Annotated in this window: 22 protein-coding genes; all 22 read left to right on the plus strand. The window is 47.4% G+C overall.

Features of this window, described 5'->3' with window-relative positions:
- Window positions 1-36: 36 nt before the first annotated feature.
- Window positions 37-786 carry a vWA domain-containing protein gene (locus tag ACH59B_RS00270; RefSeq protein WP_016818910.1) on the plus strand — a complete coding sequence of 250 codons (750 nt, stop codon included), beginning with the start codon at window positions 37-39 and terminating at the stop codon, window positions 784-786.
- Window positions 770-1708 carry a protein kinase domain-containing protein gene (locus tag ACH59B_RS00275; RefSeq protein WP_016818909.1) on the plus strand — a complete coding sequence of 313 codons (939 nt, stop codon included), beginning with the start codon at window positions 770-772 and terminating at the stop codon, window positions 1706-1708. The genes ACH59B_RS00270 and ACH59B_RS00275 overlap by 17 nt, the downstream gene beginning before the upstream one ends.
- A 66-nt stretch (window positions 1709-1774) precedes the next feature.
- A complete protein-coding gene (tilS, locus tag ACH59B_RS00280; protein ID WP_222821989.1) occupies window positions 1775-3223 on the plus strand; it encodes a tRNA lysidine(34) synthetase TilS in 1449 nt (482 codons plus the stop codon).
- 47 nt (window positions 3224-3270) lie between these two features.
- The gene (gene hpt, locus ACH59B_RS00285) at window positions 3271-3810 is read left to right on the plus strand and encodes a hypoxanthine phosphoribosyltransferase (RefSeq protein WP_013368693.1); all 540 of its coding nucleotides are present in this window, start codon (window positions 3271-3273) and stop codon (window positions 3808-3810) included.
- Window positions 3811-3907: 97 nt separating this feature from the next.
- A complete protein-coding gene (ftsH, locus tag ACH59B_RS00290) occupies window positions 3908-5947 on the plus strand; it encodes an ATP-dependent zinc metalloprotease FtsH (protein ID WP_017427052.1) in 2040 nt (679 codons plus the stop codon).
- 280 nt (window positions 5948-6227) lie between these two features.
- Window positions 6228-7841 carry an L-aspartate oxidase gene (gene nadB, locus ACH59B_RS00295; RefSeq protein ID WP_102997561.1) on the plus strand — a complete coding sequence of 538 codons (1614 nt, stop codon included), beginning with the start codon at window positions 6228-6230 and terminating at the stop codon, window positions 7839-7841.
- Window positions 7831-8721: a carboxylating nicotinate-nucleotide diphosphorylase gene (nadC, locus tag ACH59B_RS00300; RefSeq protein ID WP_102997560.1), complete on the plus strand. Its 891-nt coding sequence runs from the start codon at window positions 7831-7833 to the stop codon at window positions 8719-8721. Before nadB ends, nadC begins: the two co-directional genes overlap by 11 nt.
- A 6-nt stretch (window positions 8722-8727) precedes the next feature.
- Entirely contained in the window at window positions 8728-9495 is a 768-nt protein-coding gene (locus ACH59B_RS00305; protein ID WP_013308148.1) for a type III pantothenate kinase, read from the plus strand.
- A gap of 217 nt (window positions 9496-9712) precedes the next feature.
- Entirely contained in the window at window positions 9713-10597 is an 885-nt protein-coding gene (gene hslO / locus ACH59B_RS00310) for an Hsp33 family molecular chaperone HslO (RefSeq protein ID WP_016818903.1), read from the plus strand.
- Window positions 10598-10617: 20 nt separating this feature from the next.
- Complete coding sequence (locus tag ACH59B_RS00315) at window positions 10618-11568, plus strand: peptidyl-prolyl cis-trans isomerase (protein ID WP_017427050.1); 951 nt, start codon at window positions 10618-10620, stop codon at window positions 11566-11568.
- Window positions 11569-11808: 240 nt separating this feature from the next.
- Window positions 11809-12747 (plus strand): cysteine synthase A, encoded by a 939-nt coding sequence (cysK, locus tag ACH59B_RS00320; protein ID WP_016818901.1) that lies wholly within the window; start codon window positions 11809-11811, stop codon window positions 12745-12747.
- A 128-nt stretch (window positions 12748-12875) separates the two neighbouring features.
- The gene (locus ACH59B_RS00325) at window positions 12876-14498 is read left to right on the plus strand and encodes an anthranilate synthase component I family protein (RefSeq protein WP_113050364.1); all 1623 of its coding nucleotides are present in this window, start codon (window positions 12876-12878) and stop codon (window positions 14496-14498) included.
- A 5-nt stretch (window positions 14499-14503) separates the two neighbouring features.
- Window positions 14504-15079 carry an aminodeoxychorismate/anthranilate synthase component II gene (pabA, locus tag ACH59B_RS00330; RefSeq protein ID WP_102997558.1) on the plus strand — a complete coding sequence of 192 codons (576 nt, stop codon included), beginning with the start codon at window positions 14504-14506 and terminating at the stop codon, window positions 15077-15079.
- Between the two features lie 3 nt (window positions 15080-15082).
- Window positions 15083-15970, plus strand: a complete 888-nt coding sequence (pabC, locus tag ACH59B_RS00335; RefSeq protein ID WP_113050366.1) for an aminodeoxychorismate lyase — start codon at window positions 15083-15085, stop codon at window positions 15968-15970.
- Window positions 15967-16833, plus strand: coding sequence for a dihydropteroate synthase (gene folP / locus ACH59B_RS00340; RefSeq protein ID WP_404303065.1), 867 nt, complete (start codon window positions 15967-15969; stop codon window positions 16831-16833). Before pabC ends, folP begins: the two co-directional genes overlap by 4 nt.
- A gap of 71 nt (window positions 16834-16904) precedes the next feature.
- Window positions 16905-17267: a dihydroneopterin aldolase gene (folB, locus tag ACH59B_RS00345; protein WP_013368705.1), complete on the plus strand. Its 363-nt coding sequence runs from the start codon at window positions 16905-16907 to the stop codon at window positions 17265-17267.
- Between the two features lie 9 nt (window positions 17268-17276).
- Window positions 17277-17825 carry a 2-amino-4-hydroxy-6-hydroxymethyldihydropteridine diphosphokinase gene (folK, locus tag ACH59B_RS00350; protein WP_017427046.1) on the plus strand — a complete coding sequence of 183 codons (549 nt, stop codon included), beginning with the start codon at window positions 17277-17279 and terminating at the stop codon, window positions 17823-17825.
- The gene (locus ACH59B_RS00355; protein ID WP_080561116.1) at window positions 17777-17977 is read left to right on the plus strand and encodes a helix-turn-helix domain-containing protein; all 201 of its coding nucleotides are present in this window, start codon (window positions 17777-17779) and stop codon (window positions 17975-17977) included. The genes folK and ACH59B_RS00355 overlap by 49 nt, the downstream gene beginning before the upstream one ends.
- A gap of 46 nt (window positions 17978-18023) precedes the next feature.
- Window positions 18024-19052, plus strand: a complete 1029-nt coding sequence (gene dusB, locus ACH59B_RS00360; protein ID WP_017427045.1) for a tRNA dihydrouridine synthase DusB — start codon at window positions 18024-18026, stop codon at window positions 19050-19052.
- A gap of 214 nt (window positions 19053-19266) precedes the next feature.
- Window positions 19267-19743, plus strand: a complete 477-nt coding sequence (gene greA, locus ACH59B_RS00365) for a transcription elongation factor GreA (RefSeq protein WP_013308160.1) — start codon at window positions 19267-19269, stop codon at window positions 19741-19743.
- A 112-nt stretch (window positions 19744-19855) separates the two neighbouring features.
- Window positions 19856-21382, plus strand: coding sequence for a lysine--tRNA ligase (gene lysS, locus ACH59B_RS00370; protein ID WP_016818894.1), 1527 nt, complete (start codon window positions 19856-19858; stop codon window positions 21380-21382).
- A gap of 87 nt (window positions 21383-21469) precedes the next feature.
- On the plus strand, window positions 21470-22807 hold the full coding sequence (locus tag ACH59B_RS00375) for a TrkH family potassium uptake protein (protein ID WP_044787817.1): 1338 nt from the start codon (window positions 21470-21472) through the stop codon (window positions 22805-22807).
- The last annotated feature ends 104 nt before the right edge of the window (window positions 22808-22911 follow it).

Below are 22911 nucleotides of genomic sequence, written 5' to 3' on the forward strand. Positions count from 1 at the left end.
CGGAATAGATTAAGAGGAAGCGGAGGTCAAAAAGCGATGAAGCAAATTTTGATCATTACAGATGGATGCTCTAACGTAGGGGTTAGCCCAGTGATGGCGGCTGCCCAAGCTTTACGTGAGGGAATTACAGTGAATGTCGCCGGAGTCATAGATTATGGAACCATCGGCGAGCTTGGGAGCGCAGAGATTCAGGAAATTGCTAAAGCAGGGGGAGGGTTTAGCCAAATCGTCGGTACGAAGCAGTTGGCACAAACCATGCAAATGATGACGCGCAAAACAGTGGTTCAAACGATTCAGCAGGCGGTTAATAGAGAGTTAACGCACATTTTGGGTGAGGGCGGCGCCCGGCATATCGGTGAACTGCCTCCGGCCAAACGAGCCCAGGTAGTTGAGGTAATGGATGAACTGACAGAAACAAGCCCTCTGGAAATTGCTTTACTCATTGATGCAAGTGCAAGCATGAAGCCTAAGCTGCCTGCTGTAGAGGATAGTATCCGCGATTTGCTGCTCAGTTTACAGTCCAGAAGCGGACTCAGCCGTATATCTGTATTTCATTTTCCGGGTGGACGAATGGGAGAAGACGCAGTCATGGATATCGGGTGGACCTCTGAGCTAGACCAGATCAAATCGATATTCGGACGCTTGCGGATGAAAGGAGCGACACCGACAGGACCAGCCATTTTACAAGTGATTGATTATTACCGATATGTTACACTAGGGGAACAGAAAGATCTGGAAGAATCCTATGGCAAAGGAGAAGGGATGCTCGGTGACTACGTCGTCTGATCCCGTTCTTGCACCCGGAACGGTCATCAAGGGCAAGTGGAAGCGGAGTAGCTATGTCATCCAGCGCTTGCTGGGCCGGGGAGCGAACGGAACTGTATATTTGGTAAAAGAAGCACAGGCCGATCGGCAATTTGCTCTCAAAATGGGAAAGAACACGCTTGATCTGCAATCGGAGATTAATGTGCTGACCACATTACAGTCTCAAGGGACTCAGGCTGCCCTCCAGCGGAATGGGAATCCTTCCTTCTTGTTTGAAGTGGATGATGTAGTGTTACGCAATGGGGAGATCCCCTTTTATGTTATGCGATACGTTAAAGGAGATCCGCTTCATAAATTTGTGGCAGCCAAAGGGTCTGAATGGTATGGTGTGGCTGGGACTGGCATACTGAATCGTCTGGCCGATCTCCATCAGGCAGGATGGGTGTTTGGCGACCTGAAGCCTCAAAATATATTGGTCAATGCCTATGGAGAGGCTGAGTTGATTGATTATGGTGGCGTGTCCCTTGCAGGTCGGAGTGTTAAACAATTTACAGAATGGTACGATAGGGGATTTTGGAATGCTGGTAGCCGAAATGCTGATCCCCAGTATGATCTGTTTGCCTTTGCTCTTTTAACGGTTCATATATTGGAGAGCGAATCGTTAAAGGCGGCTGCGAGTAGGCTGCCGCAGCTACGTAATACGGCAGAATTGACAGTCATTATTCGTCGCAGTCGTGTATTACGCCCCTACGCCGAATGGCTGCTGGGTGCAGTACGTGGCGAATATTCCGATACTCGTGCAGCGGCCCGAGCTTGGTCGCGTCTGGCTTCCGCGCATGTCAGGCAATCATCTGTCAAAAGAGGAAATCCACGCTGGTTGGGATATGCTTTCACGGTATCGCTTTTGCTGCTTGCTGGAGCGCTCTGGATTGCGTTAAGGTAGCAGCATGACTTACATAAGATAACATAGGATCATCATTTTTACGGTCGGGAGAAAAGAGGGTCGTGAATGGGAACAACAAAACCGACCGGTGTTGTACAGGAAGTGCTCGCTTTGGCGCGAGAACATTCCCTGTGGAGCCCCGGAGACCGCATTGTGGTTGCTGTATCCGGCGGACCGGATTCGGTGGCCCTTTTGCACATTTTACATGAAATATCCGTTATACATATGCCATTACAACTTGTCTGCGCTCATGTTCATCATGGCTTCAGGCCAGAGGAATCGGATGCGGAGGCTGAAGAGGTACGCAATATTGCCCGAAAGCTCAAGCTTCCATTTGAAATGATCCGGGTTGATGCACCCGCTTATATAAAGGAAAGCGGCAAGGGTCCACAGGAAGCGGCCCGTGAGCTACGGTACAGCTTTTTACATGATACGGCTACGAAGTGGGAGGCACAGCATATTGCTATGGCTCACCATGGCGATGATCAAGCGGAAACAGTCCTCTTGCACTTGCTGCGCGGTAGCGGACCGGCGGGTTTGGCGGGTATGCGTTTGGCACGCACCGAAAAAAATGTGCAACTCATTCGCCCGCTGCTTCGTATGTACAAGGCTGACTTGATTGAGTATTGTAACTTTTATGGTCTTTCCTATGTGACAGACAGCACTAATTTATCGACCAAATACCGTCGTAATGCCATCCGTATGGATGTGCTTCCTTTTTTGGGGCAATATAATGAGCAACTGACACCGTCCCTGAACCGGCTGGCCGAAACGATGGCTGACGAAAATGATTTTATGGAGGCAGCTACACTGTCGGTATACGAGAAAATGGTGCATTTCAATAATGGCAGGTACATGTTTTCCATCGCATCATACCGTAAGCTATCCGTTGCTTTACAACGGAGGTTGATTAAACTAATATTAAATTATCTGCCTTCGGACAGTGGAAATTTTGATTTTCGTAAAATTGAGACCGTTCGACTAAGACTTCTCCAGGAGACAACTTCTACATGGAGCTTGGACTTGGGCGGCGGTGCGGTTGGAGTCCGCGAATATGACCAGGCGGTTTTGTTTGACCGTACGCAAGTCGTTATGGGTGAATGGAGCTATGGACTGAGCGTATTGCCTATTTCCGGTGAGCTTGAGTTGCCTGAAGCGGGTGGTATACTCCGGTGGCAAAGAGCTTCCTATTTGGATGGACAACATCCGGCGAATGAGGAAGAAGCATGGTTCGACGCAGATGAATTGACTCTGCCGTTGACTGTACGCTCGCGATTACCTGGAGATACCATGTATGTAATGGGATTAAACGGAAGAAAAAAGGTTAAAGATATTTTTATTGATGAAAAAATACCTCCTTCAATGCGTTCCGTTATTCCCATCGTCTGCGACCATTCTGGAGTTGTTCTCTGGATTCCGGGCGTACGACGTTCTGTACATGCTGCGGTGCAAAAGCACACGTCTTCGGTTATATATATGTCATGGCAAAGACGAGAGAGTCCGGGGCACCGGTAATTGCGCAGGAACGGCTTTCATAGTATAAACTTAGGAGGTTTACACCGTTGCAAAATGATATTCAGGAAGTATTGATCAGTGAAGAAGAAATCCAGAGTAAAATCAAGGAATTAGGCGCACAGCTTAGCGTGAAATATGAAGGGAAAAATCCATTGGTGATTTGCGTGCTGAAGGGTGCGTTTATCTTTATGGCCGATTTGGTTAAATCCATTACAGTGCCGTTGGAACTTGATTTCATGGCTGTATCTAGTTATGGAGTATCCACCAAATCATCAGGCGTCGTTAAAATCATCAAAGATTTGGACGCTTCCGTAGAAGGACGCGATGTTCTGATTGTCGAAGATATTATCGACAGTGGTCTGACACTGACACATTTGATTGAATTGCTTAAGAATCGTAATGCCAATTCGGTATGTGTCGTAACTTTGTTCGACAAGCCTGCACGCCGGACAGTTAATCTTGAAGCTGATTACACCGGATTTACACTTCCGGATGCGTTTGTTGTCGGCTATGGTCTGGACTATGCCGAGCACTACCGGAACCTCCCATACATAGGGATTTTAAAGCCGGAAATCTACACCAGCTAATCTCAGCCTCCAGTCCTAGGACTAAATAGGGTCCTTTGTTGAGAAGGGCTTACAGGCTATGGTAAAATAACTTAAGTGTCTCGAGAGGAGGTAGGGGATGAATCGGTTCATCCGGAATTCTGGTTTTTATTTGATTCTTTTTTTAGTTGTGGTGGGTATCGTTCAGTTTGTTAGCAACAGTAACGAAGCCTCCGATCTCCCTAGATATGACCAATTACGGCAAGAGGTTAAAGCTAATAACATCTCTAAAGTAACGGTCCAATTTGACGGTTACGCCTATCTTGTAACCGGTGCATATAAGAAGCAGCCGGCTAATGCTAAATCAACCAATTTTTCCGTATACGTTCCGCCAACGGATCAAGCACTAAGTGAACTGGTGAATGCCAGCGAAACGAACGGGTTTGAATACGTACAGAAGAAAATGGAAGGCGAAAGCATTTGGCTGACATTTTTGACTTCTATTATTCCTTTGGTGATCATGTTCCTGTTGTTCTTCTTCCTGTTTAATCAGGCACAGGGCGGTGGCGGCAAAGTAATGAACTTCGGCAAGAGCAAAGCCCGTCTGTATAACGAAGAGAAGAAGAAAGTTACCTTCGAAGACGTAGCAGGGGCTGACGAAGAGAAGCAGGAGCTTGTCGAAGTCGTAGAATTCTTGAAGGACCCACGTAAGTTCGCAGCCGTGGGCGCTCGTATTCCAAAAGGTGTTCTGTTAGTGGGCCCTCCAGGTACGGGTAAAACACTCTTGGCGAGAGCTGTTGCAGGCGAGGCCGGAGTGCCGTTTTTCAGTATCTCAGGTTCTGATTTTGTAGAAATGTTCGTCGGGGTCGGTGCTTCCCGTGTTCGTGACCTGTTCGAGAATGCGAAGAAGAACGCACCTTGTATTATTTTCATTGATGAAATTGATGCCGTTGGACGTCAACGTGGTGCCGGATTGGGTGGCGGACATGATGAACGTGAGCAAACGCTCAACCAATTGCTCGTAGAGATGGATGGATTTGGCGCAAACGAGGGCATCATCATCGTTGCTGCTACTAACCGTCCGGACATTCTAGATCCAGCCTTGCTTCGTCCAGGACGTTTTGACCGTCAAATTACGGTTGACCGTCCAGATGTTAAAGGTCGCGAAGCAGTATTGCATGTACATGCACGCAACAAACCATTAACGAAGGATGTTAAATTGGACGTCATTGCGAAACGTACAACAGGCTTTACGGGCGCTGATCTGGAAAACTTGTTGAACGAAGCTGCCTTGCTGGCCGCTCGTCGCAACCGTAGAGATATTTCGATGCGAGAAGTAGATGAAGCTATTGACCGCGTGATTGTAGGTACTGAAAAACGCAGCCGCGTAATCAGTGACCGCGAGAAACGAATTGTTGCTTATCATGAAGCAGGGCATACGATTATCGGTTACTTCCTGGAGAATGCCGATATGGTTCACAAGGTAACTATTATTCCACGTGGACGTGCAGGCGGATATGTCATCATGCTTCCGAAGGAAGACCGCATGCTGACAACCAAGCAGGAATTGCTGGACAAAATCACTGGATTGTTGGGTGGACGTGTTTCCGAGGAGCTGTTTATTGGTGAGATCGGAACAGGGGCTTATAGTGACTTCCAACAAGCGACAGGCATTGCGCGTAGCATGATCGTGGAATACGGTATGAGTGAGAAGCTCGGCCCGATGCAGTTCGGAACTTCCCAAGGTCAAGTATTCCTTGGACGTGATATCGGTCATGAGCAAAACTACAGTGATCAGATCGCTTATGAGATTGACCAGGAGATGAATCGCTTCATCACTGACTCCTATGAGCGTGCTAGAGAACTCTTGACGAAGTATTCGAAAGAGGTTCATTTGATCGCTCAAACCTTGTTGGAAGAAGAAACTCTGGAGCTTGAACAAATCAAACGTTTGATCGAGACAGGTTCTTTGAACGGCAATACGAATGAGGGAGAAGGAACACCGGAAAACGGTGAGCCTGTGATCGACAACATCGGTGATGTTCGTGTACGTATTCAAGGTAAGGATGACGAGCCTAAGAATACAACAGATCAACCGAACGATATCCCTAATCTGCAAAAACCAGAGGATGATAACAATTCAGGCAATTCCGGCGGTACTCCACCGACAACAACCTGATCATCTGATGGATAGTTAAATAAGCATATATGTAAGCTTCGGGGAACCAGATCCTATTGGTTTCCCGAAGCTTTTTTAAATATGGAAGATTATTGCTAACATGATTTGACAGACTCAGGAACGTTGTGTACATTTATTGTTAAATAAACGGCTGTCGCCTTCCTAGCTTAAAAGGCTAACAGCCGCTGCAATCGACTTACTATCATTTTGAACATATCCGTGAGCGCATACTGTACGATCTATGGTGTGCGCTATTCTTCTGTGAAATCAGGTGAAAGGCATGATTCCAAGATATCTAGTTGATTTTGATGTAGCGGAATTGACCCAATACGAAGCCGACGTCTTAATCATCGGCTCCGGCATTGCGGGCTTATATACAGCGATTAAGGCTGCGGAGAATCGGAAAGTGTTGCTGATTACCAAGAAAACTTTAATGGAAAGCAACACACGTTATGCTCAAGGCGGCATTGCTGCTGTCACATCGGACGAGGATACACCGGCTTATCATATGCAAGACACTCTGATTGCTGGTGCAGGTCTGTGTGAACCCGAGGCGGTCAGAACGCTTGTTCATGAAGGACCAGACGGTATTAAAGAGTTAATACGATTGGGGACAGCCTTTGACCGTGTGGATGGTGAACTAGCGCTAACCCGAGAGGGGGCGCATAGTCATCGTCGCATTTTGCATGCAAATGGAGATGCCACCGGTTATGAAATCGTGCGTGCCTTGTCACAGCAGGTTGTCGCCCATCCCAGTATTGAGGTGTGGGAAGAGTGCATGGTCATTGACCTGCTGACTGAGCATGGTGAGTGTATTGGGGCCCTCGTTCAAATGCCAGATGGAGAAAGGTCGTATATCACTGCCAATGCAACCATTTTGTGCTCAGGAGGTAGCGGGCAATTATACCGTTACACGACTAACCCGGATATCGCAACTGGGGACGGTATTGCTATGGCTTATCGTGCGGGGGCAGTTGTACGGGATATGGAATTCGTACAGTTTCATCCTACGGCGTTGTGCCATCCGGGCGCTCCAAGGTTTCTAATTTCCGAAGCCGTACGGGGAGAAGGGGCCGTGTTACGCAACATTCATGGAGAACGCTTCATGGACAAGTACGATTCCCGGCAGGAGCTTGCACCCAGAGATATCGTAGCTCGTGCGATCATCCATGAGATGGAACGCACTCAGTCTACGTTTGTATACCTGGATATTACACACGAGCCGCCTGAGCGGGTAAAGCAACGTTTTCCAACGATTTATCGGACATGTCTGTCATATGGGTTGGATATGACGACAGGCTGGATTCCCATTGCTCCTGCTGCCCATTATATGATGGGTGGTATCCAGACTAATCTATACGGGGAAAGCTCCGTTAGGCGTTTGTTCGCTTGTGGAGAGACTTCTTCCACAGGTGTTCACGGTGCTAATCGTCTGGCGAGCAATTCGCTATCTGAAGCTATTGTGTTCGCCAGTAGGATTATCGAGCGGCTGCATTCATTGCCACCGCTGGTCGGCCATACTTTGATATCTTACAGTGATAACCGTGCAGAGTTCCAGGCTTCATCCGTCGTGGGACAGCGACATAAGCTGCAAGAAACGATGGTTCATTATGCTGGAGTTCGTCGGCATAGTGAAGGGCTGCAAGCAGCTTTAGAAGAGCTGCATGGGCTAGTGCCTGTTTTTCAGGCTGTGATCACCAGCCGGGAAGAGATCGAATTCGCCAATTTGCTCACCTGTGCTTTATTAGTAGCAGATGGTGCGCTACTGCGTGAGGAGAGCCGGGGGGCACACTATCGTGAGGACTTCCCTGAGACAGATGATCGCATGTGGCGAAAGCATGTTCAGCAGCGACGTGAGCAAGGCATAACGGAGGAGAGCGTTCATGACATCTAACAGCGAGCTTTATGGAGAGTTTAGCGGATATCAGGAAGAACTGACGGCACAAATTCGCAGCTGGCTGCGAGAAGATACAGGTTCTGGCGATGTGACCACACGTTGGACGATTGAGCCGGGTCACCAATCCAAGGCTGTCATTCATGCCAAAGAGAGCGGCGTGATTGCGGGTTTACCTGTGGCTGAACTTGTATTTCGAGTAGTGGACCCTTCCTTGTCGTTCACTCCGTTGGTGACCGATGGCCAATGGATTGAAAAGGGGAGCGTTTTGGCAGAAGTGAATGGGAGTACTCATGCGATTTTGACCGGGGAGCGATTGGCATTAAATTTACTTCAGCGGATGTCCGGTATTGCAACGCGGACGCGGACTTTTATAGATCAACTGCATGGACTTTCCACGCGCTTGGTGGACACACGTAAAACAACGCCAGGACATCGACTGTTAGAGAAGTATGCTGTGCGTGTAGGTGGCGGCTCGAATCATCGCTTTGGTCTGTACGATGCGGTTATGATTAAGGATAATCATATTAAGGGTGCGGGTGGGATTGCACAGGCGATCAGCCGAGCGCGCGCGCATATACCGCATACAATGACGATCGAAGTAGAGACGGAAAACATGACGCAAGTCCGGGAAGCTCTGGAGGCTGGGGCGGATATTATTATGCTGGATAACATGTCCGTCCCAGATATGAAGGAAGCCGTTCGCTTCATTCGTGAACAGGCCCCACACGTCAAAACAGAAGCCTCAGGCAATGTATCGCTGGATACAGTGCGTGAGATGGCTGAGAGCGGCGTAGATGTGATTTCTGTAGGCAGGCTGACATACTCTTTTCATAACCTGGATATCAGCCTTGACCTTAACGCTAAGAAAGATAGGTGACACCGATTGATTCTTGTAGTGGATGTAGGTAATACCAATATTGTTCTGGGGATGTATGAAGGGCGCGAGCTGTTGCACCACTACCGGATCAGCACCTCCAGACAGGCAACCGCGGATGAATACGGCGTACTCATACATAATCTTTTTAGTATGGGCGGCGTATTAAAGGATGACATTCAGGGAGTTATTATTTCCTCTGTCGTTCCGCCGTTGGTCCGTGTATTAGAGGAAATGTGCGATAAATATATAGGCAAAACGCCGTTAATCGTCGGACCGGGAATCAAGACCGGTCTTAACCTGCGTTACGAGAATCCGCGTGAAGTAGGTGCGGATCGGATCGTGAACGCTGTTGCGGCTGTAGAACGGTTTGGCGGGCCTCTCGTTGTGGTGGATTTTGGAACGGCGACGACGTTTGATTGTATTGACGATAAGGGAAACTATCTGGGTGGAGTCATTGTGCCGGGTATCGGCATTTCGACAGAGGCACTGTATCAACGGGCTTCCAAGCTCCCTCGTATCGAGTTGGAGAAACCCAAAAAGGTTATTGGTCGGAATACGGTCCATGCCATGCAAGCCGGGATTATTTTCGGTTACGCTGGGCAAGTGGATGGCATTGTGAGGCGCATTAAGGAAGAAATGCAAGCGGAACCTACAGTTATTGCTACCGGAGGTCTTGCAGAGCTAATCGCATCAGAGACAGAGAGCATTCAGAAAGTGTTGCCGATGTTGACGCTCGAAGGATTACGCATCATTTACCAACGTAACGCCGAATAAAAAGTGGATATAAGCTGCCGCTGAGTCAAGCCGATGATCTTATCGGTTTGGATTAGCGGCGTTTTTCGTCTATACTGAAATATGTTACGTTTTTGAACAATTCGGTGATCTGTTAAGGCAGGTTGTTTATATAGTGGGAAATGATGTTTCAAGGATGAGGAAATACTAACGAAAATAAGCAGCATGGCTGCCTTGGATAATAGGGGAGGATATCAATATGGAAAATAAGCAGGATCGACTTATTCGCGGTACAGCCATGGATGGAAGGGTTAGAGCCTTTGCGGTTCGGACAACTCAATTGGTAGAAGAATTGCGGAGAAGACATGATACTTATCCTACAGCAACTGCTGCTTTGGGACGAACTCTCACAGCAGGTGCAATTATGGGTTCCATGCTCAAAGGCAAAGAAAGACTGACCATTCAAGTCAAAGGTGATGGGCCGATTGGTCAAATCGTCGTGGATGCCAATGCTGTAGGGGAAGTGCGAGGGTATGTTACTGAGCCCCATGTGCATTTGCCAAGCAATAGTATGGGCAAACTGGATGTAGCGGGTGCAGTAGGTACAGAGGGATTTATTCATATCATCAAGGATTTGGGATTAAAAGAGCCGTATCGCGGTAGTATCCCGATTATTTCAGGTGAACTTGGTGAAGACTTTACCTATTATTTTGCCAAATCCGAACAGACTCCGTCAGCGGTGGGTTTGGGTGTGCTGGTAGATACGGATAACTCCGTTATAGTGGCCGGCGGGTTTATTATTCAATTGCTTCCAGGTTTGAATGATGATGAGATTACTGCTATCGAAAATGCAGTCGGCTCCATTCCACCCGTTACCGCTCTGTTGGATCAAGGGCTAGAGCTTGACGAAATGCTGCGTTGGATGCTGCCGGACGTTCGAATCCTTGATGAAATGGATATCCATTTTCAATGTGAGTGCTCACGCGAGCGCGTAGAGAAAACATTGATCAGTCTGGGAGAAAGTGAATTGAAGCAATTGATTGAGGAAGAAGGACAGGCTGAGGTCGTGTGTCACTTTTGTAACGAGGCTTATCAGTTTAATAAGGATGAATTGCAAAATCTGTTAGATCAAGCCAAGGCCTAACCGGATAGGCGGTGTAAGCGATGACTACACGGGAAAAGGGATTATGGACAGCTGTCATTATTCTGACCGTTAGCGTCGCCGCCTTGGGTGGTCTTATCATGCTTCGGGGGCTGTTAAAGCCGGGTGATGTAAGCAAGGATGACGGCGATCATACTGTGGCGGAGATGGGTCAGGAAGGCATATCGGAGGAACAGTGGGTAGCGGAACTGAAAAAGCGATATGGAACGAATACGCTGTTGCAAATGTTGAATCGTAAAGCCGTGCAGGCTGAAACCAAGCGTCTCGGTATCAAGATCACCCAAGAGGATTTACAGCAGGTGCTGGAGCAGGATAGCAAAGGGTACGACTCAGAACACGCCTACTTTGAGGAAATGCAGCGACAATTTGGCCTAGATCCGGTTGACTTGCGGAATGAAGCGGAGTACCGAATTGGCTTGGAGAAAATAGCCACGCAAGGTATTCAGGTTGAGGAAACGGAGATTGACGAGTATTGGGAACAGCACCCTGAGGAATTTGCCGTTGGTAAGCAGATCAAACTGGCAGCTCTTTATGTGGCCAAAGCAGAGGAAGCAGAGGTATTGCTGGATCGGGTTAAGCAAGGAGAAAGCTTCGACACGCTGCTTCGGGAACATTCAGGCTCAGGTAATCTTCTCGGCGAGGATCATAGCGGACAGCTGGGATGGGTGGATGAATATGACCCATATCAACCGGAGGCGATCATGAAGGCGGCAAGAGAACTAAGCTCCGGGGACGTTGCAGGTCCCATCTCCATTAACGATGGCTATGCGGTCATTTATGTACAGGATGTCAGGCTAAAGAGTTCTTCGGATAAGCGGCAGATTCGTCAGCAAATTCGCCGGTCGCTTGCGCTTGCACAAGCCGCTCCTTTGGATGAGGTCGAGAAGAGTCTGCGTGATAAATATGGAGCTCGTATTTTATCTGGGAAAGAGGTACCTTCCGCTTCTCTATAGCGTCGTAAAAGAATCTAGATTTGAAGGAAGCGCGGTGCGGATAACGCGGGCGAACAGCATTGTAGCTTATTTACTCGTATTGACAATGGAATTGAAGATTGTTATGATTAGCGTATAAAACCAACTATTTTTATCGGAAATTAAATGAACGGCATAACACGAAGAATGATTTACCTAGAATCATCTACAATATGTTTTCGCAATTTTTAATATATCATCTACAGTCAGGGAGGAATTATCATGGCTAAAGTTGTTAATAACATCACCGACCTTATCGGGGAGACTCCCCTCGTTCGCCTCAACCGGATCGTACCGGAAGATAGCGCCGAAATTTATTTGAAACTGGAATATCAGAACCCGGGCTCCAGTGTAAAAGACCGTATTGCGATTAGTATGGTGGAAGAAGCTGAGCGTGAAGGTCTGCTTAAGCCGGGCGGTACTATTATTGAAGCAACTAGCGGTAACACAGGAATCGGCTTGGCTATGGTTGCTGCTGCGAAGGGGTATAAAGCAGTAATTGTTATGCCAGAAACGATGAGTATAGAGCGTCGTAATTTGCTGCGTGCTTATGGAGCCGAGCTTGTGTTAACACCTGGCTCAGAGGGTATGAACGGATCTGTTAAGAAAATGGAAGAGCTATTGAGCGAAAACCCGGATTATTTCGCTGCCGAGCAGTTCAAGAACAAAGCTAATATCAAAATTCACCGTGAAACGACGGGTCCTGAGATCGTAGAAGCGATTCGTTCCATTGGCGGCACTCTGGACGCTTTTATAGCAGGTATAGGGACTGGTGGAACTATTTCCGGTGCTGGAGAAGTGCTTAAAAAAGAATTCCCTGATATTAAAATCGTGGCTGTAGAGCCCGCTTCTTCCCCATTGCTAGCAGGCGGCAAGCCAGGACCTCACAAAATTCAAGGGCTGGGTGCCAACTTTATTCCTGAAATTCTAAATCGCGATATCTATGACGAAATTTTTCATGTAGAAAACGATGAAGCTTTCGAGGTAGCGCGTAGAGTGGCCAAGGAAGAGGGCATTTTGTCCGGTATTTCTTCTGGCGCGGCTGTTCACGCGGCCTTGAAGCTTGCTAAGCAATTGGGCAAGGGTAAGCGGATTGTTGTCATTATTCCAAGTAATGGCGAACGTTACCTGAGTACACCACTATACAATTTTGAGCTGTAATTATGTCGTAATTGTGTATACTATACGTAAGGAAACCCTCATTTCCCTGTAACCGGGGGATGAGGGTTTCTTTGTAAGGAGAAGAATGCAGACTTTTGGCAAAGTAATGGAAGGGGTAGCGCACACAGATGAAATGGACAGCTAGAGTGACGGAGGCGCAGTGGCAAACCTGGCAGAAGGAGGGCTGGAGTATACTTCCCTATATTGCTGAGTACCCATTGCCCGGAGGCGGATTACCTCCATCGTGGCGGAGGGCTTGGGAGGATTCGTCGCCATATGCCTTCTTGCTGGAGAGCGCTAAAGGTGGAAGATATACGTATCTGGCCTTGAATCCGGTTGCTATATTGGAAGGCAAGGGGGAACAAGCAGTTTGGACTGATTTGCAAAGCGGGGAGCATGGTGCTATACATGGACAACCTTTGACAGTCATGAACGATTGGATCGCCCCTTACCGTGCGCCACGTGTACCTGGCATGCCTTTTTTCTCTGGGGGATTTGCAGGCTACCTGGGCTACGATGTAGCTCGCTCGTTAGAGCGTTTGCCAACTCAAGCTGCAGACGATACCGATATACCTGATTATGTGTGGATGCGGGTGAATGAGCTATGGATTTATGATCATGAAACATCATGCTTATACTGTGCTGTTCATATGCCTAACCCTGTCCGCTTCGGTGAATTCAGTAGTCAGACTGATTTGGCAAATGAGGTTATGTTGAATGAGACCGCATCGATACTTGGCAAGCATTATGCGGAGGCGGTCCAACGTACAGAACGCATGTTGACTCAGTGGAAGAACATTATACATGCGGGAGAGACTGATCCAGCTTACCCTCTTCGTTGTGCTCGGTTGTCCGAAAAAGGATTAGAGGCTGTTCATCAGGAATCTGAAGGCTGGAAAACGGCATTCAGTCAACAAGATTTTGAACATGCTGTGAAACGTGTGCAGGAATACATTGCTCAAGGAGATGTATTTCAGGTGAACTTGTCGATTCGTCAGCAACGTACGCTTGCAGCCCTTCCTGAGAATATATATGAATGGCTTCGTCTGCTGAATCCTTCCCCTTATATGGGGATGCTGCGCATGCCAGATTTGCGGATCGTCAGTGGCTCACCGGAATTGCTGGTGAAGCTGGAAGATGGACGTGTGAGTGCTCGACCTATTGCAGGTACGAGAAGAAGGGGACTAACACCGGATGAAGATGCCGCTATGGCCGCAGAGCTTCTATCAAGTGAAAAAGAACGAGCCGAGCATATTATGCTCGTCGATCTGGAGCGTAACGATATCGGCCGGATTGCTGAATACGGATCGGTGCATGTTCCTGAATTGCTGACTGTCGAATATTATTCGCACGTTATGCATCTGGTTTCTCAGGTTGAGGGGAAGTTAGCCACGGGTCGTACAGCTATAGACGTAATTGCTGCTACCTTCCCGGGTGGAACCATTACCGGAGCTCCTAAGGTGCGTACGATGGAAATTATTGAAGAATTAGAGCCCGTCCGTCGGGGTCCTTATACGGGGTCCCTTGGATGGATTGACTATAATGGTAATATGGAATTAAATATTATAATAAGAACACTAGCTGTAAAGGGGAACACTGCTTATTTACAGGCAGGTGCGGGTATTGTCATTGATTCAGACCCGTACAGGGAATATCGGGAGTGTCGGAACAAGGCCAGAGCTGTCATGAAGGCGGTACAATGTGGGGAAGAAGAAGCCGCTTTGAGCAGGAGCGGTATCACAGGAGGGTGAGTCTAATGATTTTGGTGATTGATAATTATGATTCATTTACGTACAATCTTGTTCAATATCTGGGTGAACTTGGCGAAGAAGTAACCGTAAAACGGAATGATGAGATTGATGTGAAAGGCATAGAAGAGCTGGCACCAGATCACATTTTGATCTCGCCGGGTCCATGCACGCCGAATGAAGCGGGAATATCGCTGGATGTAATCAGCCATTTTAAAGGCCAGATTCCGATTTTTGGCGTGTGTCTCGGTCACCAGGCCATCGGACAGGCTTTTGGCGGTAAGGTTATCCGGGCTGATCGGCTCATGCATGGCAAAACATCACCGATTCTCCATCACAATACCTCGGTATTTGAAGGCTTGCCCTCTCCGTTTACAGCTACCCGATATCATTCATTGCTGGTAGAGCGCGAGAGCCTGCCTGAATGTCTAGAGATTACTGCTGAAACCGCAGAGGGTGAAATTATGGGTTTGCGGCATAAAGAATTTGCCGTAGAAGGAGTCCAGTTCCATCCCGAATCCATTATTACGGACTACGGGCATCAACTGTTGCGCAATTTCCTAAAACGCAAGGTAGGCGTCTGATTTATGAGATATATCGGAGTCAATGGCGTCCTCACGGAAGCCGCAAAAGCCGTGATTCACGTAAGTGATCACGGCTTTTTATACGGAATGGGCTTGTTTGAGACATTCCGCACCTATAACGGGGTTCCCTTCCTGCTGGATCGGCATCTACGTCGACTGGAGGAAGGCTGCCGAATGCTCGGCATTCCTTTTCAAGCGGATAAGGAGCAGCTTACGAAACACATCCAGCATCTGATGGTGGCAAATGGGCTGGATGAAGCCTATATCCGCTACACCGTATCGGCGGGTGAAGAGGCACTGGGCTTGCCATCTGGTGACTACACGCGGCCCAACCATATTTTGTTCGCCAAGCCGCTGCCCTCTACAAATACACAAACCGGGCAATCCTCTGCGCTTCAGTTGCTACGAACCTCCAGAAACACTCCGGAGGGTGAGGTTCGATTAAAATCGCTCCATTATATGAATAATATTCTTGCGAAGCGGGAACTTCAGCAGTATGCCGAGGCTGTCCATTATAAGGCTGAAGGAATAATGCTTACGGCCAACGGTTTTCTGGCAGAGGGAATAGTTAGCAATCTGTTTTTTGTGCGGAATAATACGCTGTATACCCCTGACTTGTCTACAGGAATTCTGCCAGGCATTACACGTGAGTTCATTTTGGAGTTGGCGGACCTGCGGGGCATTCCATGTGAGCAAGGGTTATACCACTGGGATGAGCTGAAACAGGCTGATGAAATTTTTATGACCAACTCTATACAAGAAATACGACCCGTGGATTTATTGTTGGAACCGGGAGGCGTAGCAAGTCATTTATCGGTGCCCTTGGCGCAGACCGAGTCCATAACAGCTTTGCTGTTGCATGATTATAGGCAGAAAGCAGGGATGAAGTGAATATACCAACTCTTTATGAACGCAGCTATCAAATGGGGGATGCCAAGCTTACACTCGGGCATTCCACCCAGATTATGGGCATACTTAATGTGACCCCGGATTCATTTTCGGATGGAGGATTAAATTATAATCCAGAGATTGCTGTTTTACATGCATTGAAGCTAGTGGAGGATGGAGCGAATATCATTGATATTGGTGGGGAATCTACCCGTCCGGGTCATGAACCAGTAGGTGTGGAAGAGGAGCTGGCTCGGGTCATTCCGGTCGTCCAGGCAATCCATCGTATTGCACCGCATATCCCGTTGTCTGTGGATACTTACAAAGCCGAAGTAGCCAGACAGGCGCTTGAAGCAGGCACACACATCATTAATGATGTGTGGGGGTTTAAGGCAGACCCCGATATGGCACGAGTAGCAGCTGAATTCGATTGTCCGGTCATTTTGATGCATAATCGTCACGACCGTAACTATACCGATTTGGTTTCTGATATGCTGTCCGATTTACAAGAAAGTATCCAATTAGCACTGAAAGCAGGGGTCCGTAAGGAGCAGATCATTTTAGACCCAGGCATCGGTTTTGCCAAAGACTATGATGAAAATATTCATGCCATGACTTCTCTTGATACATTAAGTCAGCTGGGATTTCCGCTGTTGTTGGCTACGTCGCGTAAAAAATTTATCCGTACAGCACTGGATTTGCCAGTGGATGATGTAGTGGAGGGAACTGCGGCTACCGTGGCCTTTGGGATTGCCCAAGGGTGCCAGATTGTGCGTGTACACGATGTGGCACAAATCAAGCGCACTGTACGTATGTGTGATGCGATGGTGTACGGGTCTAAAAATCCACTGAGTTATGGTGGGTAAAGCCCGCTTCACGAATCCTTTATGTGGAACTTATATAGATAAAATCAAAAAAACAGGGGGACTTACCTAAGATGGATAAAATGAAATTGCATCGCATGGAGTATTACGGATATCACGGCGTTTTTCCCGAGGAACGTAAGCTGGGACAGCGTTACTATATTGACTTGGAACTGGAGCTTGATCTGCGTGAAGCAGGGGAGCAGGACGCTTTGGACAAAACGGTTAATTATGCTGAGGTGCATTATACCGTGAAAGATATCGTAGAAAAGGAATCTTACCAATTGATTGAAGCTTTAGGCGAACGTATTGCATCTTCCCTACTGGACACTTATACTAGTGTCAATGCACTGACTGTCAAAGTGACGAAGCCGCATCCGCCGTTTGATATTCATTTTCAGGGTGTGACGGTTGAGCTTTATCGCGCAAGAAAGTAGGAACGATACATGAATGCACATTCGACCTCTGAGGCATCAGAGGCTTATATTGCTTTAGGGGCTAATTTGGGGGAGCGTGAGCATACCCTGTATGAAGCCATTACCGCACTGGACGAACATCCGGCGATACGAGTGCTGCGCTGCTCCAGTCTGTATGAAACAGAGCCTGTTGGATATCTGGATCAGCCTTCTTTTTTGAATATGACGGTAGCCGTATCGACAACACTTGCTCCAGAGGAGCTTTTGTTTTATATGCTGGACGTGGAGAGTCGTCTGGGAAGGGTAAGACATATTCCTAACGGTCCACGAACCATTGATCTGGACTTGTTGTGGATGGAAGCGGAACAACTGGCTACGACGGATTTGGAGCTTCCTCACCCTCGTATGTTGGAGCGTGCTTTTGTGCTGGTTCCCTTGGCTGACATTGTTCCGAACCAAGATTCGTCCGGTCTGTACAGTATCGTGCATACTGCATTGAATTCTGTGGATGGAAAGGACGGCATACAGCTTTGGAAAACTTGCAGCTGGCGCAACGACTCCGCGCCTTTCGGAAGCTAAAAGGGTTCACCCAGCAGGAGTTGGCAGACCGAACGGGCATATCTTTGACTGTATTAGGTGCTGTAGAGCGAGGTAACCGTGCAGTAGACCCAGACATGCTAAACATCATTGCCCAAACGCTAGAGATTGAAGTCCGGGAATTGACGGAATGAAGATAAGTATACGATATATAAAGAAGGAGTAAAGGAGGGAACGGATATGCTGAAAATCGGCGACATTGAAATGAAAAACCAAGTCGTCCTGGCACCAATGGCAGGCGTGTGCAACCCTGCTTTTCGCTTGATCGCCAAGGAATTCGGTACAGGCTTGGTATGTGCAGAAATGGTTAGTGATAAGGCCATCATTCACGGCAACAAGCGTACACGCGAGATGCTGTTTGTAGATGAGCGCGAGAAGCCGCTTAGCTTGCAAATTTTCGGGGGCGACCGCAAATCTTTGGTGGAAGCAGCGAAAGTCGTAGACCAGGAGACGAATGCAGATATTATTGACATCAATATGGGCTGCCCGGTTCCCAAAGTGACCAAATGTGATGCAGGTGCTCGTTGGCTGCTCGATCCAAACAAGATTTATGAGATGGTATCCGCAGTAGTGGAATCGGTGAGCAAGCCGGTTACCGTGAAAATGCGTATCGGTTGGGATAGCGAGCATATTTACGCTGTAGAGAACGCTCGTGCTGTTGAACGTGCCGGAGGTCAGGCCGTCAGCGTACATGGCCGTACACGTGAGCAATTGTATACGGGGCATGCGAATTGGGATATTATAAAAGAAGTTAAAGAAGCAGTATCCATTCCTGTCATTGGAAATGGTGATGTGTTAACTCCGGAAGATGCCCGCCGAATGTTGGATTTGACCAATTGTGATGGCGTTATGATTGGACGCGGCGCTCTGGGGAATCCATGGATGCTGTACCGTACGATTGAGTATTTGCAGACGGGTAAGCTGTTGCCCGATCCATCACCGGAAGAAAAAATCCGTATTGCCATTCTGCATATGGACCGTCTGGTGGCGCTGAAAGGCGAAGCAGTAGCTGTTCGTGAAATGCGCAAGCATCTGGCTTGGTACCTCAAGGGGATTAAAGGTTCTGCACGTATTAAGGATGTAATTATGGAAGAAACAAAGCGCGACGATATGGTACGTATTTTGAATCAATTTGTATCTCAATTGCACATGGTGGAAAACGAGGGGGCTTCTACAAGCGCTGCTTCTCCTGTTACTGTTGCGCAATAAGGAAGCAGTTCCGGCTTGTGCATGCGATTGACTTTTCCAATTGCTTGCCCTATAATCGTTCAGTATAAAATCTTGATGTATATTACAAATTGTATGCAGCTCTCAAGACAACAGCAGGAAATGTTCTCATTCCCTCAGAGTGGCATATTATGTTTTGAAAGCGTGCATTCCGATGCACTTTTAAACTTTTCCCATGACAGGAGAATCGGTTGAGATGAGCGATAAAGAAGTCATTCTGACACAGGAAGGCCTTAGAAAGCTCGAAGATGAGCTTGAGAACTTAAAGTCTGTCAAACGCCGCGAAGTGGCTGAACGGATTAAGGTAGCCATCGGATACGGAGATATTAGTGAAAACTCCGAATACGAGGATGCGAAGAATGAGCAGGCCTTTATTGAAGGCCGTGTAATTACTTTAGAGAAGATGCTACGTAATGCCCGTATTATCAATAGCGATGAAATTGACACCGATGTTGTGGGAGTAGGGGCAACTGTAACCGTTGAAGACTTGGAATTCGGGGATATTACAGAGTATGCTATCGTAGGTTCTGCCGAATCCGACCCGCTCCAGAACAAGATCTCCAATGAAAGCCCGGTTGGCAAGGCTATTCTCGGTAAGAAAAAAGGAACTGTTGTAGATGTAACCGTTCCAGCAGGTGTTATTCAATATAAAATCGTGGATATCAAGAAATAAAAACACGGACTTTGGAATTTAATGTAAAAGCTTCCTTGTGGAAGCTTTTTTTCTCTACACCCGAGACGGACCCCGGCCCGTCTATTCATATTGAAGGAGCTGATTTAGCACCATGTCGGATGAAACTACTAACCAGGAATTACAGGAAAATCGCGAGGAATTAAGTGAATTATTGCAAATTCGTCGTGCCAAATTGGACGAGCTTCGCTCATTGGGCATTGATCCTTTTGGACGCAAATACATACGCACGGATGAAGCGGGCGTACTACTGAGCAAGTATGACAGCTTGACCAAGGAAGAATTGGAAGAAAAAAATATTGAAGTTAGCATAGCAGGCCGCATTATGGCTAAACGAGTGATGGGGAAAGCCAGCTTTGCTCATATACAGGATCTTAGCGGACGTATTCAAATCTATGTTCGTCAAGACACTGTACCTGAAGCGAATTATAAAGCATTTGGTATTTTGGATCTCGGCGATATTGTTGGTGTTAAGGGCGTGCTCTTTAAAACCAAGACAGGCGAAACGACGATCAAAGTATTGGATATTGAAGTCTTGTCCAAATCCTTGTATCCATTGCCGGAGAAATATCATGGTTTGAAGGATGTTGAATTGCGTTATCGTCAGCGTTACGTAGATCTGATTATGAACCCAGAAGTACAAAAAACGTTCATTATGCGGTCCCGTATTATTCAATCCATGCGTCGTTATCTGGATTCGCTCGGTTATTTGGAAGTTGAAACTCCAACGTTGCATGCCATTGCTGGCGGGGCGGCGGCGAAGCCATTTATTACGCACCATAATGCATTGGACACACAGCTTTATATGCGTATTGCTATTGAACTTCATTTGAAACGACTAATTGTTGGCGGAATGGAGAAAGTATATGAGATCGGGCGTGTATACCGTAACGAAGGTGTATCGACTCGTCATAACCCTGAGTTTACGTTGATTGAGCTGTATGAGGCGTATGCTGATTATAAAGATATCATGCAATTGACGGAAAACATGATTGCACATATTGCGCAGGAAGTACTGGGCACACAGCACATTCAGTATCAAGGTCAGGAAGTCGATCTGACGCCGCAATGGCGCAGAGTTTCCATGGTCGATGCTGTTAAAGAAGTAACAGGCGTAGACTTTAGTGTGCAAATGAGTAATGAAGAAGCTCATCGCCTTGCGAAAGAGCATAAGGTTCCGGTTGAACCGCACATGACATTTGGACATATCCTGAATGCATTCTTTGAGCATTTTGTAGAGGAAACGCTCATTCAGCCGACCTTTATTACTGGACATCCGGTTGAAATCTCGCCATTGGCGAAGAAAAATGAACAGGACCCGCGTTTTACGGATCGCTTCGAGCTGTTCATGGTCGCTCGTGAGCATGCGAATGCGTTCACTGAGCTGAATGATCCAATTGACCAGCGCCAACGTTTTGAATCGCAATTGCTGGAACGTGAGCATGGCAATGATGAAGCTCATCAAATGGATGATGACTTTATCCGCGCCTTGGAATACGGTATGCCGCCAACAGGCGGGCTGGGCATCGGCATCGATCGTTTGGTTATGTTGCTGACAGATGCGCCTTCCATTCGCGATGTGCTGCTTTTCCCGCATATGCGTAACCGTACAGTAGAATAACATCACATTATGAATATAGAGGATCAGCCGGGGTTCCCGTGTCTAGTTCCTCTTTTTCATAAGAACGGATGGAGAGGAATAGTTCTGATGAAACGCAGCGTCAAGCTTAGTCGGTTCGCATCGCCTCCTTTTATATTGGTCATCGGATATGTATTGATTATTGCATTGGGTACTTTGCTGCTGATGCTTCCTATTGCCAATCATGGTGGACATGCTCCGCATTGGATTGATTCGCTTTTTACGTCCGTCTCTGCTGCTTGTGTCACAGGATTGGTCGTCGTTGACGTCGATTCGACCTATACGGTATTTGGAGAAACCGTCATTTTGGTGCTGATGCAGCTAGGTGGGCTAGGGTTTATGACCTTAGCGACCTTGTTTGCGCTATTGATGGGACGACGGCTATCGTTGAAGGATCGGCTGCTGCTTAAGGAAGCGATTAACGCTGATAGCATGGAAGGGATCGTGCGCATTATTCGCAAGGTGCTGATCTTTTCTTTTACCATTGAAGCAATTGCGGCTGTCGTCTTAGCTTTGCGGTGGATGCGAGAGATGCCGGTCGGACAGGCGATATATTATGGGATTTTTCATTCCGTATCCCTCTTTAATAACGGGGGATTCGATCTGTTTGGGACCAGCTTTCAACAATACGCTGGAGATTTTGTTTTCAATATGATTGCATCTGTGCTTGTGATTTCGGGAGGATTGGGTTTCCTTGTACTAAGCGACTTGTTCGATTTTCGTCGTACCCGGAGACTGACTTTACACTCTAAAATGGTGCTAAGCGTGTCGGGAGCGCTCATTGTCATTGGTGCGCTGGTTATATTTGTTTTTGAGTTTACCAATGCACGAACCTTGGGCGGACTGAACTGGGAAGGCAAAGTATATGCCGCTGTCTTCCAATCCGTCTCCACGAGATCATCGGGAACAAGCACGGTCGACATCAGCGGGTTAAGGCAGGCCAGTCAATTTTTTATTATGCTGCTGATGATTATCGGTGCTTCTCCAGGCTCTACTGGAGGAGGAATTAAAACAACTACGTTTCTGCTTATGGTAGGTGCGTTAATTGCCGTCATGCGAGGACAGAAGGAGATTGTGTTTTTCCGTCATAGGGTTCCTCAGGATATCATGATGCGGGCGTTGACCATTATTGTAATGGCGCTATTTATATTCTCGATTGTGGTTATACTGCTCTTAATGACCGAGGATGCCCCATTTCTCTCTCTTGCATTTGAGGCGGCTTCTGCCATCGGAACGGTAGGGCTGTCTGTAGGAGTGACGCCAGGATTGTCTGACGCAGGCAAGCTGATTATTTGTGTGACGATGTTTATTGGTCGAATCGGTCCTCTTACGATCGCTTATGCCATTCGCCCACGTTCGACCAAGACGTTGTACCGTCGTCCTGAAGGACATATTGTAATTGGATAGCTTATCTATATAAAAGATGCACCCGTGCTGATGACAGGGGAGCATCTTTTTTTATTGCACATAACATAATCCTTTATTTGTAGCATATTATGAAAAATGCCCAA

It is taken from the genome of Paenibacillus sp. DP01, assembly GCF_044784315.1.
In the GTDB taxonomy this organism is placed as follows: domain Bacteria; phylum Bacillota; class Bacilli; order Paenibacillales; family Paenibacillaceae; genus Paenibacillus; species Paenibacillus polymyxa.